Source organism: Olsenella sp. kh2p3, assembly GCA_900119625.1.
In the GTDB taxonomy this organism is placed as follows: domain Bacteria; phylum Actinomycetota; class Coriobacteriia; order Coriobacteriales; family Atopobiaceae; genus Tractidigestivibacter.
The window spans coordinates 685,595-703,678 of record FPKD01000001.1; the positions used below are offsets into that span (position 1 = coordinate 685,595).

Annotated in this window: 9 protein-coding genes and 2 tRNA genes; 4 read left to right on the forward strand and 7 right to left on the reverse strand. The window is 61.6% G+C overall.

Annotation, left to right across the window (positions count from 1 at the left end; genetic code table 11):
• Positions 1 to 10: 10 nt before the first annotated feature.
• Positions 11 to 2,308 carry an AAA family ATPase gene (locus BT122_RS03095; protein WP_143189953.1) on the forward strand — a complete coding sequence of 766 codons (2,298 nt, stop codon included), beginning with the start codon at positions 11 to 13 and terminating at the stop codon, positions 2,306 to 2,308.
• Between the two features lie 454 nt (positions 2,309 to 2,762).
• On the opposite strand, the gene BT122_RS03100 is transcribed toward BT122_RS03095, so the two are convergent.
• The 4 genes from BT122_RS03100 to BT122_RS11070 form a co-directional block, all read right to left on the reverse strand.
• A tRNA-Lys gene (locus tag BT122_RS03100) sits at positions 2,763 to 2,838 on the reverse strand.
• Positions 2,839 to 2,899: 61 nt separating this feature from the next.
• A complete protein-coding gene (locus BT122_RS03105) occupies positions 2,900 to 4,180 on the reverse strand; it encodes an aminopeptidase (RefSeq protein WP_072354531.1) in 1,281 nt (426 codons plus the stop codon).
• A 106-nt stretch (positions 4,181 to 4,286) separates the two neighbouring features.
• Positions 4,287 to 4,361 (reverse strand) — tRNA-Gly (locus BT122_RS03110).
• A gap of 108 nt (positions 4,362 to 4,469) precedes the next feature.
• Positions 4,470 to 4,667: a hypothetical protein gene (locus BT122_RS11070; protein ID WP_083432275.1), complete on the reverse strand. Its 198-nt coding sequence runs from the start codon at positions 4,665 to 4,667 to the stop codon at positions 4,470 to 4,472.
• Positions 4,668 to 5,323: 656 nt separating this feature from the next.
• On the opposite strand from BT122_RS11070, the gene BT122_RS03120 reads away from it, so the two are divergent.
• Positions 5,324 to 9,187 carry a SpaA isopeptide-forming pilin-related protein gene (locus BT122_RS03120; protein WP_143189954.1) on the forward strand — a complete coding sequence of 1,288 codons (3,864 nt, stop codon included), beginning with the start codon at positions 5,324 to 5,326 and terminating at the stop codon, positions 9,185 to 9,187.
• A gap of 89 nt (positions 9,188 to 9,276) precedes the next feature.
• Here BT122_RS03120 and BT122_RS03125 read toward each other — a convergent pair whose 3' ends face one another.
• Positions 9,277 to 11,883 carry a hypothetical protein gene (locus BT122_RS03125; protein WP_143189955.1) on the reverse strand — a complete coding sequence of 869 codons (2,607 nt, stop codon included), beginning with the start codon at positions 11,881 to 11,883 and terminating at the stop codon, positions 9,277 to 9,279.
• Between the two features lie 289 nt (positions 11,884 to 12,172).
• On the opposite strand from BT122_RS03125, the gene BT122_RS03130 reads away from it, so the two are divergent.
• Both BT122_RS03130 and BT122_RS03135 read left to right on the forward strand, forming a co-directional pair.
• A complete protein-coding gene (locus BT122_RS03130; protein WP_286130295.1) occupies positions 12,173 to 13,162 on the forward strand; it encodes a helix-turn-helix transcriptional regulator in 990 nt (329 codons plus the stop codon).
• Complete coding sequence (locus BT122_RS03135; RefSeq protein ID WP_072354535.1) at positions 13,155 to 14,105, forward strand: WYL domain-containing transcriptional regulator; 951 nt, start codon at positions 13,155 to 13,157, stop codon at positions 14,103 to 14,105. The genes BT122_RS03130 and BT122_RS03135 overlap by 8 nt, the downstream gene beginning before the upstream one ends.
• Before the next feature lie 11 nt (positions 14,106 to 14,116).
• Here BT122_RS03135 and BT122_RS03140 read toward each other — a convergent pair whose 3' ends face one another.
• Positions 14,117 to 17,095 (reverse strand): helicase C-terminal domain-containing protein, encoded by a 2,979-nt coding sequence (locus tag BT122_RS03140; RefSeq protein WP_072354536.1) that lies wholly within the window; start codon positions 17,093 to 17,095, stop codon positions 14,117 to 14,119.
• A gap of 1 nt (position 17,096) precedes the next feature.
• On the reverse strand, positions 17,097 to 18,068 hold the full coding sequence (locus BT122_RS03145) for a D-alanine--D-alanine ligase family protein (protein WP_072354537.1): 972 nt from the start codon (positions 18,066 to 18,068) through the stop codon (positions 17,097 to 17,099).
• Positions 18,069 to 18,084: the final 16 nt, after the last annotated feature.

Here is an 18,084-nt window from a genome sequence, read left to right on the forward strand (position 1 = left end):
GGTGTTGTCCGTGGCAGATGCAGAGGAGGCCCTGTCGGCGCTCAACTACATAGACCCGAAGGCGCTGAGCCAGGACGAATGGCTCAAGGCGACGATGGCGGCTAAGGCTGCTGGCGTGGCCCAGGACGATTGGGACGCCTGGTGCTGGGGCGACCCCAGGAGATACGACGAGAGCGAGAACCGGAAGCGCTGGGAGTCCATAGACCCAGCCAAGCCCGGAGGCGTGACGGCAAAGACGCTTTTCTCCATGGCGAAAGAGCGTGGGTGGAGACCGTGCGGGAGCACACGCGCGGCCACAGCACCATCCACCACGGCACCCACCACCCCACCTCGCACCATCCCCGAGAGGTACCCGAGGCTGAGGCTGCCCGACATGGCACACATCGACGCGCCCTCGCTTACAGAGGCAGCGAAGGCGGACCCCGCCGAGCAGCTGCGCCGATACATGCAGGCGCTGCACAGCCCGGACTCGTCCGTGGCAGTGGTGCTAGAGAGCAGGCCGAACGAGAGGAGACCGGACAAGCCGTCGCCGCAGGGAAGCGGGGAGCCGTTTCGCGTGGGAGACCTCATCGACCACCCGGAGAGGGCGCTAGAGAAGGCCGATGAGGAGGCCGGGGCCTGGGTGACCGTGAACGAGGTGGACCCCGAGGGGTTCCGGGAGCGCGGGCGCAAGGCCGACGTTGCGGCGTCTTACAGGTACGCGCTCATCGAGGCAGACGCCGCCGAGGACGGCAGACCGCTGGCTTATGAGGAACAGGTCCGAATGGCCGGGCGCCTCGCGCTGCCAGCCGTCGTGGCGGTGTGGAGCGGTGCTAAATCGCTGCACCTCGTCTGCCGGGTCGACGCAGACGGCCCCGAGCAGTACCGCCAGCGGGTCGAATACCTCATGGGCGTGTGTCGCGCGAACGGCTTCCACGTGGACGCCGCCAACAAGGACCCGCTGAGGCTCACGCGGCTGCCTGGGGCCATGCGCAGGGGCCAGCGCCAGGCGCTCGTTTGGGCCAACCCCCAGGGGCGCACGTTCGGTGACTGGGAGAGATTCGTGGACGAGCACGCGGCAGAGGAGGAGCCGGAGGGCGAGCGCGTGCGCCGCGCGAGAGAGGCCCTGAATATCCACCGGGCGTACGACTACACAGGCGAGAGGACGCCTCCGCCGCCACCAGTACTCATCGAGGGGCTAATGTACACCGGGAGAAAGGCCCTAATCACCGGCCCCGCAAAGTCCCACAAGTCCATGGAAACAATCCGTCTGGCACTGGCGCTAGCGACCGGTGGCGAGTGGTGGGGCCACAGGTGCAAACGCTCCAAGGTTCTGTACGTCAATGTCGAGATAGAGAGCAGCGAGTTCGAAAACAGGGTGGAAGCGGTCCGGAAGAGCATGGGCATCATGCCCGAGGATTACCTGGACACGCTGGAATTCTCGCACATCATGGGCAAAAACCCGCCAGACGAAAGCGAGGCGTTCGTTGTCGACTCGCTGTGCAGCACCCTTGAGGACGCCTACGGACCGGGGGACTACGACACCCTCATAATCGACCCCATCTACAAGGTCAACCGGGGCGAGGAGGACCACGCGAATGTGGCGGCGTTGCTTGGGAGGCTGGACCGACACAGGGTCATCATGAACTGCTCCATAGTCTACGTCCACCACACCGCCAAAGGCGGGGGTGCTGGCAAGAGCATCTACGAGCAGGGGCGAGGCTCTGGCGACTGGGGCGGAGACGCCGACCTGATGGTAGGAATCACCGAGCTGGGGCAGCTCAGGGAGGGCACCGCAGGATGGGAGCGGGCGCAGGCCCTGGGGATAGCGGACCCCACGGATTGCGCCTACCAGATTCAGTTCGGAACGAGGTCGTTCAGGGACCCGCCGAGGGTCCGCGCGTTCAAGACGTGGCCGCTGTTCACCAGGGACGAGACCGGGGCGCTTGGGGGGCTGCTGCAGCGTGGCGACCCGAGGGCCAAGGGCGGTGAGGTGACGGGGGCAAAGGCGCAGGACAGGCGCAGGAGGCGCGACGAGGCCGTTACTGCTGCGGTGAAGATGTGCGGCGTCGACGGGGTGAAGCCGACCAAAGAAAACGTCTACGAGCGCCTGAGCATCGACGGCGAGGACAGGCCATCCCCCGAGTCGTTCAAGAGGTGGACTAGCGGCGCGGGCGGCCTCACCCACTGGCGGAACCGCCAGGACGAGGACGGCGAGTGGGTGCTCTCCGAGTGTTACAGGGCGAGCGACGGCAGGGCGCTATACAAGGACAGCAAGCCGCAGTTCCTGCCCGACGAGACCGGAGACCAGCGGGGTTCCGATGGCTAGCCGTTTGAAGGGGAGGGGTTCCGATGGCTTATTTAATAGTTGTTGGAGTCCCTGGGGTGGGGCCGAGGGGCAGGGCAGGCAACGCCAGCCTGCCCGCCCCACCCCCACGGCCAACGCACGAGGCAGGGTCGCAATCAGCCGAGCGAAGCCCAGGGACGCAGCGGGACGGAGGCCGCGTGTGGGATGCCGCGCCCCGAGGCCCCAAACCCCCTCGCCGCTCGAACCGCCCCGACCGGCGCACAAGCCCCGGATTCGGAGCGAGAAGAGCCTTTTTATTTCTCCCCCGAGCAGCCTCACACCTCCGTTGGGAAGGGAAAAGCCGCTAGTGCCGCCAACTGCGGTTTTGCGTTTTCGGAATGCAGAGAGTTACGCAATTTGTACACAAGCAGTTACACACTGCGAGATTAAGGGAAAGCAGGCCACAGCCGTACGGGCCGTGACCTGCTGTTTTTCGTGGTGCGCCCTGAGGGGGTCGAACCCTCGACCTTGGGATTAAAAGTCCCCTGCTCTACCAACTGAGCTAAGAGCGCGTGCCGTGGCCAAGCCACTATAGCAGCGCAATTCTACCACGTGACGAGCTCGGGGTTAGCCCTACTCCCACGGCCACTGGCCGTTGATAAAGACAGGGGTCTCGGTGCCGTCGGCAGCAACGCCCCAGATGTTGAGATCGTCGGAACCCACCATGAAGTCCACGTGCGTGTGGCTCTGATTGACGCCGGCAGCCATGAGCTGCTCCTTGTTCATCGAGAGGCCATCCTTCACGCACTCGGGGAAGCCCATGCCCAGCGCAAGGTGGCAGCTGGCGTTCTCGTCATACAAGGTGTCGTAGAAAAGGATTCCGCTCTGGCGGATGGGAGTGTTTTTGGAGACGAGCGCGACCTCGCCAAGACGCACGGCGTTCTCATCCGTCTCGAGGATGTGCTGCAGGACATCCTTACCAGCCTTGGCACCATAGTCCACCACAGCGCCGCCCTCGAAGCGCAACCAGAAGTCACGAATCGTCTGGCCGTTGTGCACAAGCGGCAGCGCGGAATACACGATGCCATCAACGCGCATGCGGTCAGGCGAGGTAAAGACCTCCTCTGTGGGGATGTTGGGGAAGAAGACCGTGCCGTCCTGGAGCCGCCCGGCGCCGCCCTCCCAGATATGGCCCTCGGTAAGACCAACGGTAAGATCCGTGCCGTTGGAAGAGGCGTAGCGCAGCGCCGAGTAGTGCTTGCGATTGAGCATGCGCTTAGTCTGCTCGAACGAGGCATTGTGCGTTTCCCAGGCGCTCTCGGGGTCGTCGCCTTCGGCGCGCGAGGTCTCGAGAATGGCTACCCACAGCCGATAAACCGCCTCGGCTGGGGAGAGCTCGGGGAAGACCTCGTGAGCCCACGCCTTCACGGGAACGCCGGCTATGCACCAGGCGTTACGCCCAAAATCCATGCCATCGCGGAACGACTTGCACTGCTCGTTGCGCGCACGCGATGCAGTAGCGGGCTTGGCAGAATCTATGCCCTTGAGCGACGACGGATCAGACCCCTCGAGGAACAGAAACGCCGCACCTGCTTCCGCAAGGGAGTTAAGCTGCTCACGCTGCCAGGAGGGAACCGTCTCGAACCAAGACGTGGGGACGTTCTCGTACGTCATGCGAGTCACTTGGTCATCGTGCCAAATCACCGTCACGTGGCCTGCGCCAATACGGTATGCGGCACGGACAACCCTACGCGCAAAGTCAGCCCGCTCAACGGGTGCCGACAGTACAAGCTCCTGCTCGGGGTGAAGAGCGACACCCTTCTTTACCAGCAGGTTTGCATAACGATCAAGCTGCTCCGAGATGGCCTCGGTTGCCAGGCGGCATTCTTCGTCCGTCATGGGAATGGCAGTCATGGTAATGGTCCCTTCGGGTTTGGTGCGTGGCGCGCCCATGCTAAGGCGCTTGCCGTCATATGGTTAGTACCCATAAAAAGGGCCCCCGAAGGGGCCCGGCGTATTCTGGAGCGGGCAACGGGATTCGAACCCGCGGATGATGGCTTGGGAAGCCATTGCCTTACCACTTGGCGATGCCCGCATGTGTCGTGATTCTATCACAGCAAGCCGGCGAGGTGGCTCCACTCCATAAGTTAGCCGTTCACCTGCCACCGCACGCCACGGTAGGCAGGCACCCAGGCAAGAGCGCCTACAGGTAGACGTCTGCCTCCTCGCGGCCAAACTTGTGCAGCAGCTCGTGGCAGGGCCTGCAGGCAGCACAGTCGCAGAACTTGGCTCCGGCCTTCTTGCGCTCCTCGGAGTGGGCCAGCATCTTGGCGGCACCATCCTCGCCAAAGACCTGCTTGCCCGTGTCGGAGCCCACAAAGCCGATAAGGTATAAGGTCATCGATGGTGGTCTGGTGCGCGCTAATGGCGTCGAGCAGCGTGCTTGTAGCGGCGTCGGCGTCATTGCCCTTGGCAACGGCATCCTTCCATGCCTGCGCGGCACGCTTGGTCTCTTCCGAAGCCGACGGAGCGGCGAGCATTTCGTCAACCTTCGAGGCGGCGTAATCCAGCAGCTGCTTGTCCATTTTGGTTCCTCTCTCGTGAGCCATAATTACCTGCTGGTAGGTATACCCAGTCCACAAAAACTGGGTGAGGAGAACGGCCCTCGAATCCCATAACTAAAGTTGGTGCATATTTCTCGCTACGTATTTTGGTTGAGAAGGCCATCTTCGTAGCGGCCACGTTTTACCAGCTTACAAGGGGTGTTGTAGAAAACTCTGCAAGTCGTGTGCCAGCAACCTGTACGCGCAGCGTCAAAAGAGTGCAAGCTCCTCCCTTTAGCCTAGGTCCCCATCAACAGGCCCATCGACGCATGGAGGAGGACGCATGAAACCAGAGCGACCAAAGGAACTCAGAGGGGAAGCGAATCACAGGCGCACTAAGAGGGACGTCCCTCGCGCACGACTCGTTGGTGGAGACAAGCTACGAGGCGGACCCCACGTTGGACCGGGACATGCAGGGAGGCGATCGCTGTGGCGCGGGATTCTGGCCCTCGCAATGGCAGCCGTTCTCGTTGCCGAGCAACTGTTTGGAGGAGGTCTTCCTTTGGGCGGTGCCGGGGTTGCGTTGGCGCAGTCTCCAGCAACAGGCAACACAAGCATTGCCTTCCTGCATAACCCCAATGGCAGCAGGTACATCAGCGATGTGGTAGGTGTGACGCGCCAGCAGGTTGTGGACGAGCTCGCAGCGCACGAGAACGACAGCTACTACCTTGGCACACCCTACAAGGGCGTCAACGACACCGGAAACAAGCCACGGCCAAACGGGGATCCGGGTGGCTACTCTCCCGGCATGCAGTGCAACGGGTTTGTCGCCTACGTCCTCGACAAGGTGGGTGGCACGCCATACCAAACCTTCGTGAATACCGACGGCCACCGCGGGAACTGGGCGGCGTTGGTTAACTGGTTTGCGGTCTGCCAGCACAATGACGTTATCTCCTACACCTTCGATTCAAAGGAGGAGATGCTGGCATCCGGCCTGCTCCAAAAGGGAGACATCATCTGCGCCATACCCTACACGTCCGTGTTCCGGGCAGGGGCAGATGCCTATGGCAACACCGTAGATGACCACGTGGGCTTCTTCTGGGGAAGCACCTCTGACGAAGACCTCTTCTGGCATTCCGCCCACAGGCCAAATGGTTTGGGGTCGGGAGACACGCTTATTAATGGCAACCAGATCTCAGCCATTACTCCCAAGTGCTTCCCGTCCTGCTGGGTTCTGTTCCCGCTGGGCCCGTCCAACGGTCAGGTGGAGCTGTACAAGCAGTCGGCAAACAAGGCCATCACGCAGGATAACACCAGCTATTCACTCGAGGGAGCATGCTATGGGCTCTACTCCGACGAGCAGTGCACGCAGCTGGTGCAGTCTGCCACCACAGACTCCGATGGACAAGCCGTGTTTGCGAACATCCCCTCGGGAGACTACTACGTTCGCGAAATCTATCCCTCGCAGGGCTATCTGCTGGACGAGAAGGTCTACAGAGCCACTGTTGGCTCAGGCACCACAGCGCAGGTGGAGGGAAGTCCCGTTGAGGAGGTCCCTGCAAGCGCGCCCACCGGACCCATAGTCCAGAAGCTGGATTCCCAGACAGGAGGAACGGCACAGGGCGATGCCTCTCTGGCGGGGGCGCAGTTCACCGTCTCCTACTACGGAAACACCACCGGAGACATCTCTGGCCAGGCACTTCGCACATGGGTCTTTGCGACGGACGAGAATGGCGTGACAACCTACAGCAGCTCTCAGCTTGTCTCTGGGGACGAACTGTACACCAACTCGCAAGGCGAGACGGTCTTTCCCTTGGGCACCTATGGCATCCAGGAGACCCTTGCTCCAAAGGGCTACGAGCTCACCGACACCTCTGTTCATGTGGCCACCGTCACGCTCGAGGACGGCATTGCCACCTGGAAGACACTTGATGGCTGGAACAATAGCAGTGCAGTGAAAGACGTAATGGGGCGTGGCATCGATGACCAGGTAATCCTCGGCTCAATCCACGTAAACAAGATTGACCACCAACTCAGGGAGGGCGTTTCTCAGGGTGACGCCACGTTGGCTGGGGCGAGGTTCCGGGTGCGCAACATGTCCGACCACGCCGTCAACGTTAATGGCAACGTCTACAACATTGGAGAGGTTATCGAGGGCGTGGAGTTGGTGACAGACTCTTCTGGTAACGCCACAAGCGAGAAAATCCTGCCGTTTGGCACTTATGAGCTGCGAGAAATCGAGGCACCCGAAGGCTACCAGCTCAACTCGAATTGGGTGGGCATCGCAACCATTGCTGACTCTCAGACTCCCTCCAATGCCGGCACTGTGGACGAGAGCATCGAGAGAATCGAGTTCCCGCCAGTAGCAAAGGTGGACATCAGCCTTGGGGTTAACGGACCGCAGGGTGACGCTGTCTTCGAAGGAACCGAGGTGAGCATCACCAATACCTCCCAAAAGTCCGTGGTATATGGCGGCAAGACCTTTGCCCCCGGTGACGTGGTGTGCACGCTCTCGGCAAACGCCGAAGGCAAGTTCCCGGCCATCGAGCTGCCCTATGGCACCTACGTGCTCAAGGAGACAAAGGCTCCTACGGGATACCTCCTCAATGAGGACTGGACCAAAACGATTGTGCTTCATGAGGGGAACCAGGCTCAGGTTGAGCTTCCAAACACTCCGGTATCTGGAGGCATCAGTGTTGACAAGATCGACCACGAGCTTGAAACCTCAGCTCCACAGGGAGACAGCACACTAGAGGGCGCGCGCTTTGAGATTACCAACAACTCTGCCCATCCCGTGGTCGTAGCGGGAGAGAGCTTTGCTCCTGGGGAGGCCGTCACGAACGTCGACCTCGTGACAGACGCTCATGGCCATGCAACAACCGGTTCCTACCAACTTCCCTACGGGCGCTACTCCATTCGCGAGGCATCTGCTCCGGAAGGCTACCTCGTCAATACGAGCTGGAAGGCCGACGTGACCATCCAGGAAGATGGGGTGGTGGTCTCCGCTCAGGCGCCCATCGATGATCAGGTTGTTCGCGGAGGGGTTCGCGTTGGCAAACTTGACCGCGAGACGCTCGTAGGCGCCCCGCTTGGTTCTGCGACGCTCGCCGGGGCAACGTTTTCTGTGACGAATGCCTCCAAGACCCCAGTCGTTGTTGATGGCGCCACCGTCAACCCTGGCGACATTGCGGCAACACTGACAACAGACGAGGACGGCACCGCCTCCACCAGCGCAAATGCCCTTCCATATGGCACCTATAGGGTTCGCGAGGTGTCTGCTCCCACGGGATACCTTCTGGACAGCGAGGCCAGGCTCTGGTCGGCAACGTTCCGCGTAGTCGATGACGGCACTATTGTCGACCTTACGGCGCCTGAGGACGCAGTTCATGACCAAGTGGAGCGCAGTGACATTCGCTTCGTCAAGCGCGATGAGAGAACGCAGGAGCCAATGGGCAACGTAGCGTTTCTCATCACCAGCCTCACCACGGGAGAACACCATATAGCCGTGACGGATGAGAACGGCATCTTTGACTCCTCCGTCTTTGCCTCCCAGCAGCGTACCAACGCAAACGACGCTGCGTTGGAATCAAACGGCGCGGCTTCAGGAGAGGCGGAAGTGGATTCCTCAAAGCTGGATTCTCACAGCGGCATATGGTTTGGCGGCTCTCTCGAGGGCGACCAAGACCCCATCGAGGGGCTAGCCTCGCTTCCGTACGATCGATACCAAATTCAAGAGCTGCGCTGTGAGGCCAACCGTGGGAGAGCGCTTGTCTCGTTTGAGCTCACGACCGAATTCCCCGAGTCGCGGCACAACGAGGTGCTTGACCTTGGCACCATAGACAATCGAGAGGAAAATGAGCCATCCATCCAGACAACAGCAACAGACGAGAAGACAGGAAGCCACGAAGGCGTGGCACAAAACACCACGGGAATCGTCGACGTCGTAGCCTACGAGGGACTTGTTCCCGGGAGCGACTATGAGCTAAAGGGGACGCTCATGGACGCTGAGAGTGGGGAGCCACTGCTTGACTCAGGCGGCAATCCCATCGAGGCATCGCAGAACTTCATCCCCACCCAGGCGGACGGACAGGTTGCCATGCCGTTCGAGACGGATAGCTCAGCCTTCGAGGGCAGGAAGGTAGTTGTCTTCGAATCTCTTTATCGAGGCGGACAGGAGGTTGCCAGCCACAAGGACCTTACTTCCGTAAGCCAGTCTGTCGACTACCGAGAAGACGTGCCACCGAGCGAGAAGGGCGGATCCGGACTAGAGGGAACGCCCAGAACTGGTGACGAGACGGCGCGTATGGCCATTGGAGCCTGTGCCGCACTTGGATGCGTTGGCATTATTCTCGCGCTCTGGCGCAGGAAGAAGGAGTGACGCTAGGGTCGCGCCGCGTTGACACACAAAGGGGGCCGGCAAGGCCGGCCCCCTCGAACTCGCAGACTCCAAAAACTCGAGGCACATGCCTACGAGCGCCGAATCATCTCCGTGACGAGCTCGGCGACGGAGGCAGCCTGGTCACCGTCGACGTTCTCAGGAACGTCCTGCTCGGTGCGAGAAAGCGCAGGCAGCCCATTCTCTCCCAGGCCCATGACCGTCACCGCTCGCAAGGAGGTGCGCATGGCAACGGAGGCGTCGGTATCAGCCCAGTCATACGTATGTGTCTTTAGATCCACATGGAGGTCGGCTGCCGTTCCAGTGAGGAGCCTCAAGAGTCTTCTGTCTGCGCGACGGGTTGGCTCAAAGCCCTCGTACGTCAGGAGCGAAAGGTCGCCGGCACCAACGCAGTCAAGGTTCACAAGAAATGCGCCGCGAATGGCAGAGCGGTGCTCAGTCAAGAAGGAGCGCATGCCAACATGGTCGAGGTCCGAAGCGCCAAGGGCAACAAACCAGATGTCGTGACAGACAAGCTCGTCGTCACCCATATGGAGCACGGCAGCACGCAGGTCTTCCTCGGTAGGAACGTCGGCGGAAGCTTCCACGGTCTCTTCGTTGGGAGCACCATCTGCTGTGGGCTCGTTCTGCTCGGCATCATAGGGGGTCTCGGCGAGAGATGATCCATCCGCAGGCGCGGTTGCGCTGGGGTCATCCGATGCATCAGCGGGAACGTCATCAATCAGCCTGAGACCGCTCCTTGTTGTGGCGCCTCCCTTCCAGGAGTCGGAATCGGAGCTGTCATCCCAGTTTTCGGGATCATCGCTCAACCAGTTACCGCCACGCATGGCCTGGTTCCGAGAACGACCACCAGCATTGTCCTTGCTGCGGTTGAAGAAGTTGAAGTGGTGCCTCTCGGAACGATGCTCGGGCTCCTGCTGCATCCCAAGGTCATCCGCGCTAATAACGTCCAAGCCGTCCTGCTGGGCATCGACTGGCTCCTGAACGGGTGCCGGTGCTGCAGGGGCAGGGGTGATCACGGGCACATCGGGGTCAGGCACGCTGCTGCGTATACGCTGGGCGTTCCTGGCGTCTGCATCGCTCAGAAGGTTCCCCATGCTCCTCCTGGAGGGGGTTGCCGCCGGGCGGGAAGGAGCGAGCCGGGTGGCATCTGAATCGGACGCCAAGGGATCGGACATCTGCGACGGGTCAGGAAGATCAAAGAGTGCAGCTCGGCGCGCCACATCCGAAACCTGTGGCTTGAAGTTCGATTTGCCCCAGTTGGGATCGTCCGGCTTTTCGGGGCGCTTACGAGGCGTTGGCGCTGTCGGGCGCGTAGACCCAAGGTCGTCGTTGGGCGTCGCGGTGAGACCCGAGTCGTCCTTCTCGCCTACGCCACGGCTCTCAAAGCGGTCAAACATGCTCGCAAGCTTCTTGCGGTCGAAGAAGCGGGTCTTCTCGGGAGCAGGTGCAGGGGTATCTGCGGCGGCACCCTCAGCAGGCGCCGCGGCGTCAACGTCAACACCGGCAGCACCAGGGGTAGGCACCTCCGCCGTAGCGTCAACATCTGCCGCAGGAGTAGCAGGGGCAGGCTCCACGCTTGCATCAGTGGTACGGGAGGGCATTGGCTTGGGGAGGCTCTCGGTAGAGTCCGCAGTGTCAACTTCGGTTTCGGCATCAATGCGCGCGCCGGCGCGAACAGGGCTTCCGGGCAACTCGCTGGTCTCATCGGCGTCGTACGACGAGGCTCTCATATTCCTAGAGGAGTCAACGTACTCAATCTCGCAATCGGCAGGAAGGATTCCAAGGGCAGCAATCACATCCTTGCCGTGACGGACGCCAACTACTTCCTCGGGTTCCGGCTCGGAAGCCGGAGCAGGCTCCGGGGCGGTCTCAGCCTGACTTGCGGCAAGCTCAGCAGCCCGAGCTGCCTCCTGCTCACGCTGTTCCCTCTCGATGGCGCGCTGCGAAACGGGCTTCTCGCCAGAGGGGCGAACGTTATCAAGGATGCCGAGAAGGGCGGCAACCGAGGACTTGTTGTCATTAGAGCCAAGCGAGCAGCGAGAGAACTTCTGGTAAATGCCATCGGCGCCAAATGCCGCGAGGGGAATCGCAAGCAGGATGCCAAGTACCCAGAGGACCGAACGGAAGGGCGCGGGCAGGAAGGAGAACACCTGGAGCAGGGCACAAATTCCAACGGCAGGGACAAGCCACTTGAGCGCCTTGCGCAACATAGGGATGTAGCGGGAGAGCGGACTTCCGTACAGGAAGCTGTCGTGCGGAGAATCGTAGTGGGCAACCACCACGATGGGCCTGTTGCCCTTGGCAACAAGCTCTCCCGTGGCATGGTGCACGGCAACCACATTCTGGCTGCGCGCGGACGGCCCAAGTTTGGAGAGGAAGCCGCCTCCAATTCCAAGCGCATCAAGCATCAGGAGAGCCGCTGGTACCACAGCAAGAATGACGCCAAGGGCAGAGACACCCGTGCCAGAAAGGACTGTCCCAATAAACATCAGAGCGAGAAGGACGCAACGTACCATGCGCCCAAGGCCCGGAGCATCGAACTCCTCCACGTTAACGTCCACGTCATGCTGACGCATGAGGTCGGCGATAGTCTGGGCGGCCTGGAGCTCTTCCTGGCTGTTTGCAGGAGAGATGCCAATCTGATCCTCCAGGTAGTCCATATAATCATGTGTCATGGCCATGCTGTACATCCTCCGCTGGTCACGCGGCCCCCTCGGTCGCGAGAATGCGCATATACTTTGTCGAGTATACGTCTTGAGGGACCTCGATATCACCCCGGTACCCCCTGGACGGTCTTCTGCACGCCAATTCCCCCACAACGAGCGCACATGACAGCACCCGAAGCTCGCCGAATGTCATCCGGTCTACTATCTTCTAGTCCAGATGAGTCAAGGTCACGGCTATGGCTGATGGGGGCACGCAGGCCGCCGCCGTGGTTTGGACGGGAGGGTCGAATTGAACGCTGTGGACGGCTATGCCGAGATCTCAAAGGACGACGAGCAGGCAAGGAGAATCGCTTCGCTCGCCCTTGCCTTCATGAGCTCGGACACCATTCGCGACGCCACCATCTGGCACGCGTTCTACTCCGACCTCACAAAGGCAGACTCTTATCGCACGGCATTCCGCCGTGACAGGGCTGCCCTTGCCGAGTGTGGGATCACCGTGAGGCGCGTCGACGGCCCAGAGGCGCTCTGGCAGGTGGACAGCGCATCGTTCGTGGAGAGCACTGAGCTCTCGGAGGAAGACGCCATGGCGCTCGACGTGGCCTGTCTTCCCCTCGTCGACGACCAGGACTTTCCCTATGGAGCAGAGCTGCGCATCGCGCTCTCAAAGATCGATGATGCCTTTGACTATCCTGTGTCAGTTGCGCTGCCTGCCGAGGAGCGAGTCCCAAGCCGACAGCTCGCCACCCTTCAGGAGTGCAGCTTCTCTGGTATTGCAGCTTCCATCGACTACACCCGTGCCGACGGAACAACCATCAAGCGTCGAATTGCCCCCTACGGCTTCTTTGGAATGCGCGGGCACCTGTACATGGTGGCGCCTGCCATCGACGACGCCGGATCTGTAATCGCTGGTTCTTCTCGCACATACCGCATTGACCGGGTCCACCGCGCATCAAAGATTGCAGGAACGTCCTTCGAGATTCCGGAGGACTTCGACATTAGGGACTGGCAGAAGCTCCCATTCCAGCTGGGGCCAACCTCGTGCGAGGGTGTGTTTGCTGTACCTGAGGATGCGGTGCGCGAGTTCATGCAGGTCACGAGAGGCAAAGGGACGTTCGAGACGCCAACGGCCACCCACGAACCCCACGCAACCACAACGTGGCGCGTTGAGGTGAGCAACATTGAGGACGCCGCATCGTGGGCCATCGCGGAAGACATTACGCCCCTCACACCAGCAGAACTTGTTGCTGCCTGGCACGCAAAGCTTGAAGGGGTTGTTGCACATGGCTAGTCGCAAGCAGGGTGCTGGTCGCAAGGGAGGACTGCAGGAGGCCCGCGAGCTGGTGGCCATCATATCGTCGCTGGACCATGCCGGTGACAGCATCGACGTTGCCACCATCGCAGGACGCCTGGGCATCTCCGAGGAAGAAGCGCGCCACCGCATGGAACTTATCCTCTCCGCGAGTGGCGAGGGTGCGGCGGTTCTACCCCTCTCGGCAGACACCGGCAACGGGCGTCTTACCCTGGAAGGGAGCGCAGGCAACCACGCGAGAAGGCTTCGCCTCACCAAGTCCGAGACCATTGCGGTGCAGGCGGCCCTCGACCAGTTGGGGATTCCTGTAGATGCGCCGCTGCGAAAGAAGATCTCCTCATCGCTTTCTCCCACAGGCATCAGCAATGCCCATGTCGCGTGTGCCCTGGGTGATGACGGCGGCATCACAGACTCCAACAAGTCCCAGGTGGGAGAGACAATCCTCACGTGCTCGAAGGCAATATCCCAGCTTGGGATGCTCGACTTCATGTATCAGGGCATTGCTGACGACGCCCCCAGGCAGCGTCACGTTGACCCGCGGGGGCTACGCAACACCAATGGCACCTGGTATCTCGACGCCTATGACCCCTCCCGCCATGGGGAGCGCGTCTTTCGGCTGGACCGCATGAAATGCGTGAGCGTCGCCCCGGCAGAAGAAGTTGGCTCAGAACCAGAGGAGAGTGTTGGCACGCGCACGGTACGCGTTACCTTCCACGACAGGCACTACCTCGAACTTCTCGACTGGCCCGGTCTGCACGTTGAGCGCGACGACGGCTCCGTGGTCTACGCCAGGATTCCCTACTACAGGGGAGACTGGCTGCCTAGGCGCCTCGCTGCGTGTTCCGGCACCGTATACATAGGCGACAGCGAGGTCAGATCCCTCGCCGTCGCCTATGCGCGCAAAAAACTTGATGAGCAGTAGCTGTTCCGCACCTATCGTTCGTGCGACGAGCGCCACATCTCGATGTAGCGACCCACATTCGCGGTCTCCAGCGTAGTCACGCTCTTGGAAGGCAGCGACCCCGTAAAGGACCGGCCATAGCGCTTCTGCACTACGCGCGAATCCGCGAGCACCAGCACCCCGCGGTCGTTCGACGTGCGAATAAGGCGGCCTGCGGCCTGCTTTACCGAGATGACCGCCTCGGGAAGCGAGTAGCGCCACCACGCACGGTCCTCACGCAGGTCTCGCTCACGCACTATGGGGTCGTTGGGGCTCGCAAACGGTAGCTTTGGGATGACCACGCACCTCAGCGTGTCACCGGTGGCATCGAAGCCTTCCCAAAACGAGCGCAGTGCGAGCAGCGACGTACGTTTCTCGGCCAAGAATTGCTGGCGCAGGCGTCGCGGAGAGGAGCCACGCTCTTGGCATACCAATGCAAGCCCCGCCTTGTTAAGACGCGGCCAAAGCTCGGCGTACACACGCTCCATATCGCGCCTGTTGGTAAACAGCGTGAGCACAGAGCCGTCCATCGAACAGTGAACGTTATAGAGCAGCTCGATAAGGGAATCGAGGTAGTTACTCTCGTTTGGTGCCGGCATATCTTTGGTCACAATGACTGACATGCTGTTGTCATAATCAAAGCTTGAATCAAGCCGCACATCTTTGTGCATGGCTGCAGGCAGGCGGTCAAGCCCGACCGCATGGTCAAAGTGCGAGAAGTCATCCCTCACCGCCATGGTTGCCGAGGTAAAGACCACGCTCTTCATCTCGGGCAGCCAGTTCTGGGCAAGGTCCGCACCCACGTCGAGCTTCTCGGCCAGGAGCTTCTCGGCACCAATGCGTCGCTTGGAGCGGTATAGCTCAGCGGAATACACGTACGTTTGGTCCTCTCCGCCAAGGATAAGCCGCAGGCTCTCTAGCAGCTCGGTGACAAAGCGCCCAGACTCCGTAAGGTCCGCGGCCAGCTGCGGAGCGACCTCGGCAAGCTTCTCCTCAGCCTCACCTAGGTGCTTCGCCGCCTCGTCCAGATGCGCCACGGCAGCAGACCCCGCCTCTGCCACAGCACCCCACTGCGGCGTTTCGCGGACCTTCTCGTCAATCCAGAGAGTCACCATGTCATAGCCGCCGTCGCCCCTTGCAAGCGGCCCAAGCTCGTGCACGGCCATGAAGAGGTCGGCCGTGGACACAGCCGCGCGCGAAACGGACGCCGCCGCCTTGGTGAGCGGCCCCCGTACAAGCGTTGCCCCCTCGAGCTTGGATGCCGAGACGGACGTCATCACCGTGTGCAGCGCACCACTCTTTGTGCCACCAAGCAGCTCAAACGCCGCACGGGCGGCATCGCCAGAGACCTCGTGCGCCCACTGGCGACGGGCCTCGCCCTCAAAGGAGTGGGCCTCGTCAATCACCCAGTGGCGAATGGGCGGCAGAATCTTCCCCTCTGCAGCAACGTTGCGCAGCAGCAGCGAGTGGTTGGTCACCACCACGTCGCCGCTGGCGGCACGGCGGCGAGCACCATGGACCAAGCACTCGTTGGGGAAGTACGGGCAGCGCGTGCGCAGGCACTCGTTGGGGGTGGTCGTGAGCATCTGGCGCGGGACGTAGCGCCAACGAATTCCCAGCGCGTCAAGGTCGCCGTCAGGAGACTGGCAGGCGTACGCATAGGTCACGGCAATGGCCGTAAGCATGTCGCCTGAGATGGCATTGTCTGAGCGCCCGTCGTTGCGTGCCAGCTCAAGAGGAAGATCCTCTACGGCAGCGCGGTCAAGCCTGTGCAGGCACGGATAGTGCTCGTAGCCCTTCAGGCTGTGGAAGGTGAGCCCCTTTGGCAGCGCGCGGGCAAGCGCCGGCAGCTCGTGGGAGACAAGCTGGTCGGTAAGGGCGTTGGTCTTTGTCGCAATTCCCACGGTCACGTTGTTGCGCTGGGCGAAAAGGACCTCGGGCAGCAGGTAGGCGATGGACTTCCCAACGCCCGTGCCTGCCTCGATCGTGCGGTGCGTCGAGGTGGCAAGGGCGTCTCGCACCTCGAGTGCCATCGAGACCTGCTCCGGGCGGGTCTCGTAGTTCTCGTACATGCGTCCGACCACGCCGTCTGCCGTGAACTCGTCCCGTATCACCTCAGGAGCGGGCGCAATGAGCGCCTCGTCGCTCTCGGCGGCATCCGCGCGAGGATGCGCCTCCTCGCGGGAGACCAGCCCGTGACGCAGGGCCTTCAGCGAGAAGGGCTCCGGGCCGCTCTCGGCTGCAAGGTGCGCGATAACGGGTCTGAACGGCCACTCCACCTCAGGATGCATGTCCGAGAGCTTACCCAGGAGCCCCGTCGGCAGGTCAGAGAGTCCAAGCAGAATGATGCGCCACATACCGCAGAGGGCGTCTACGTCGTCTCCCGCGCGGTGCGTGACGGAATCGCAGCCAAACGCCTCTGCCATATCCGAGAGCCGGTGGGACGAGAGGCGCGGGAGAGCAATGCGAGAGAGCGCAAGCGTGTCAATCCAGGTGTCAGACACCTCGGAGCCGCCGCGGACCCCCTCGATGAAGGTGCGGTCAAAGGTCGCGTTATGCGCCAGCACAGGAGAGCCGCCCACAAAGTCCGCCAGGTCGCGAACCGCTTCCTCGGGACTGGGTGCGCCAGCAACGTCTACGTCGCGTATCCCCGTAAGGCGCTGGATCTCTGGGGGAATGGGCCTGCCGGGGTCAACGAAGGTCTCAAAGCGCTCCACCGCCTCGCGGCCAGAGAGTCGCGCAGCAGAGATCTCTATGAGCTCACAGTCCTTGAACGAGAGGCCCGTGGTCTCTGTATCGAGCACCACAATATCCTCTTCAAGCAGGTCAAACCCATGGATTTGCGCCCGTTCGGCAAGGCTTTGGTAGTTGGCGCGAATGTCCTCGGGCGTTCCAGGAAGAAGCAGCCGCTCAAGGGCGGCTGCAGCTCGTTGCGTGTTCTCTTCTCGCCCGCCAACGTTGGCTAGGGCCATGCTATGCCTCCGACTTCCCATGGGCCTCGAGCGCATACTCCACGAACTTCTTGCAGAGCTCGGGGAACTCGATGCCGCCATGACGGGCGGAGTCGGGCAGGAGGCTTGTCTCGGTCATGCCGGGAATGGTGTTGGTCTCGAGAATCACCGGCGTGCCATCCTCACGCACAATGAAGTCGCTGCGCGAAGCCCCAAGGCAGCCAAGGGCACGATGCGCGCGAACGGCCAGCTCCTGGGCACGCGCGTAGACACCGGCCTCAAGGCGAGCAGGAATCACGTGGTGCATGGAGGAGGGCTCATACTTGACCTTGAGGTCATAGAACTCCGCTCCTGTCACAATCTCAACAATCGGTAGCGCCTTTGGCTCGGCGTTGCCAATCACGGGAACGGTGATCTCGGTGCCGGTTACGCACTCCTCGATGAGGGCCCTGTCGCCACCAGCCGTCGCACGCTCCACGGCCTCGCGAAGCTGGGAGGCGCTGGTCACACGCGTGACACCAAAGCTCGATCCATTGGCCGCGGGCTTCACAAAGAGCGGCAGGCCAAGCTCACCCACAATGCGGTCAACATCGTCATCCGTGAGCTTTGTGTCAGCCGCAACGTCAGTCCCACGCGGCGTGGGGATGCCAGCCTGACGGTAGAGGGTCTTGGCAACCTCCTTCTCGGTGCTCACCGCGCTGCCAAGAACTCCCGAGAAGGTGTAGGGCATGTGCAGAATCTCGAGTAGGCCCTGGATGCAGCCATCCTCGCCGTAACGCCCGTGCATTGCGACGAAGGCCACGTCGTACCCTCCGGCAACGAGCTTCGACACAAACTCGCCGTCTGCGGCATCGAGCAGGTCAACGCCCTTGAAACCTGCCTCAGTGAGCGCCTTCTGGCACGCGCGCCCAGAGTCCAGGGAAATTTCCTTCTCGTCAGACCAGCCGCCGGCGATAACGACAACCTTGAGGCCCAACACGTCCTGACTTGTCATGTGCTCTCCCTCGCAT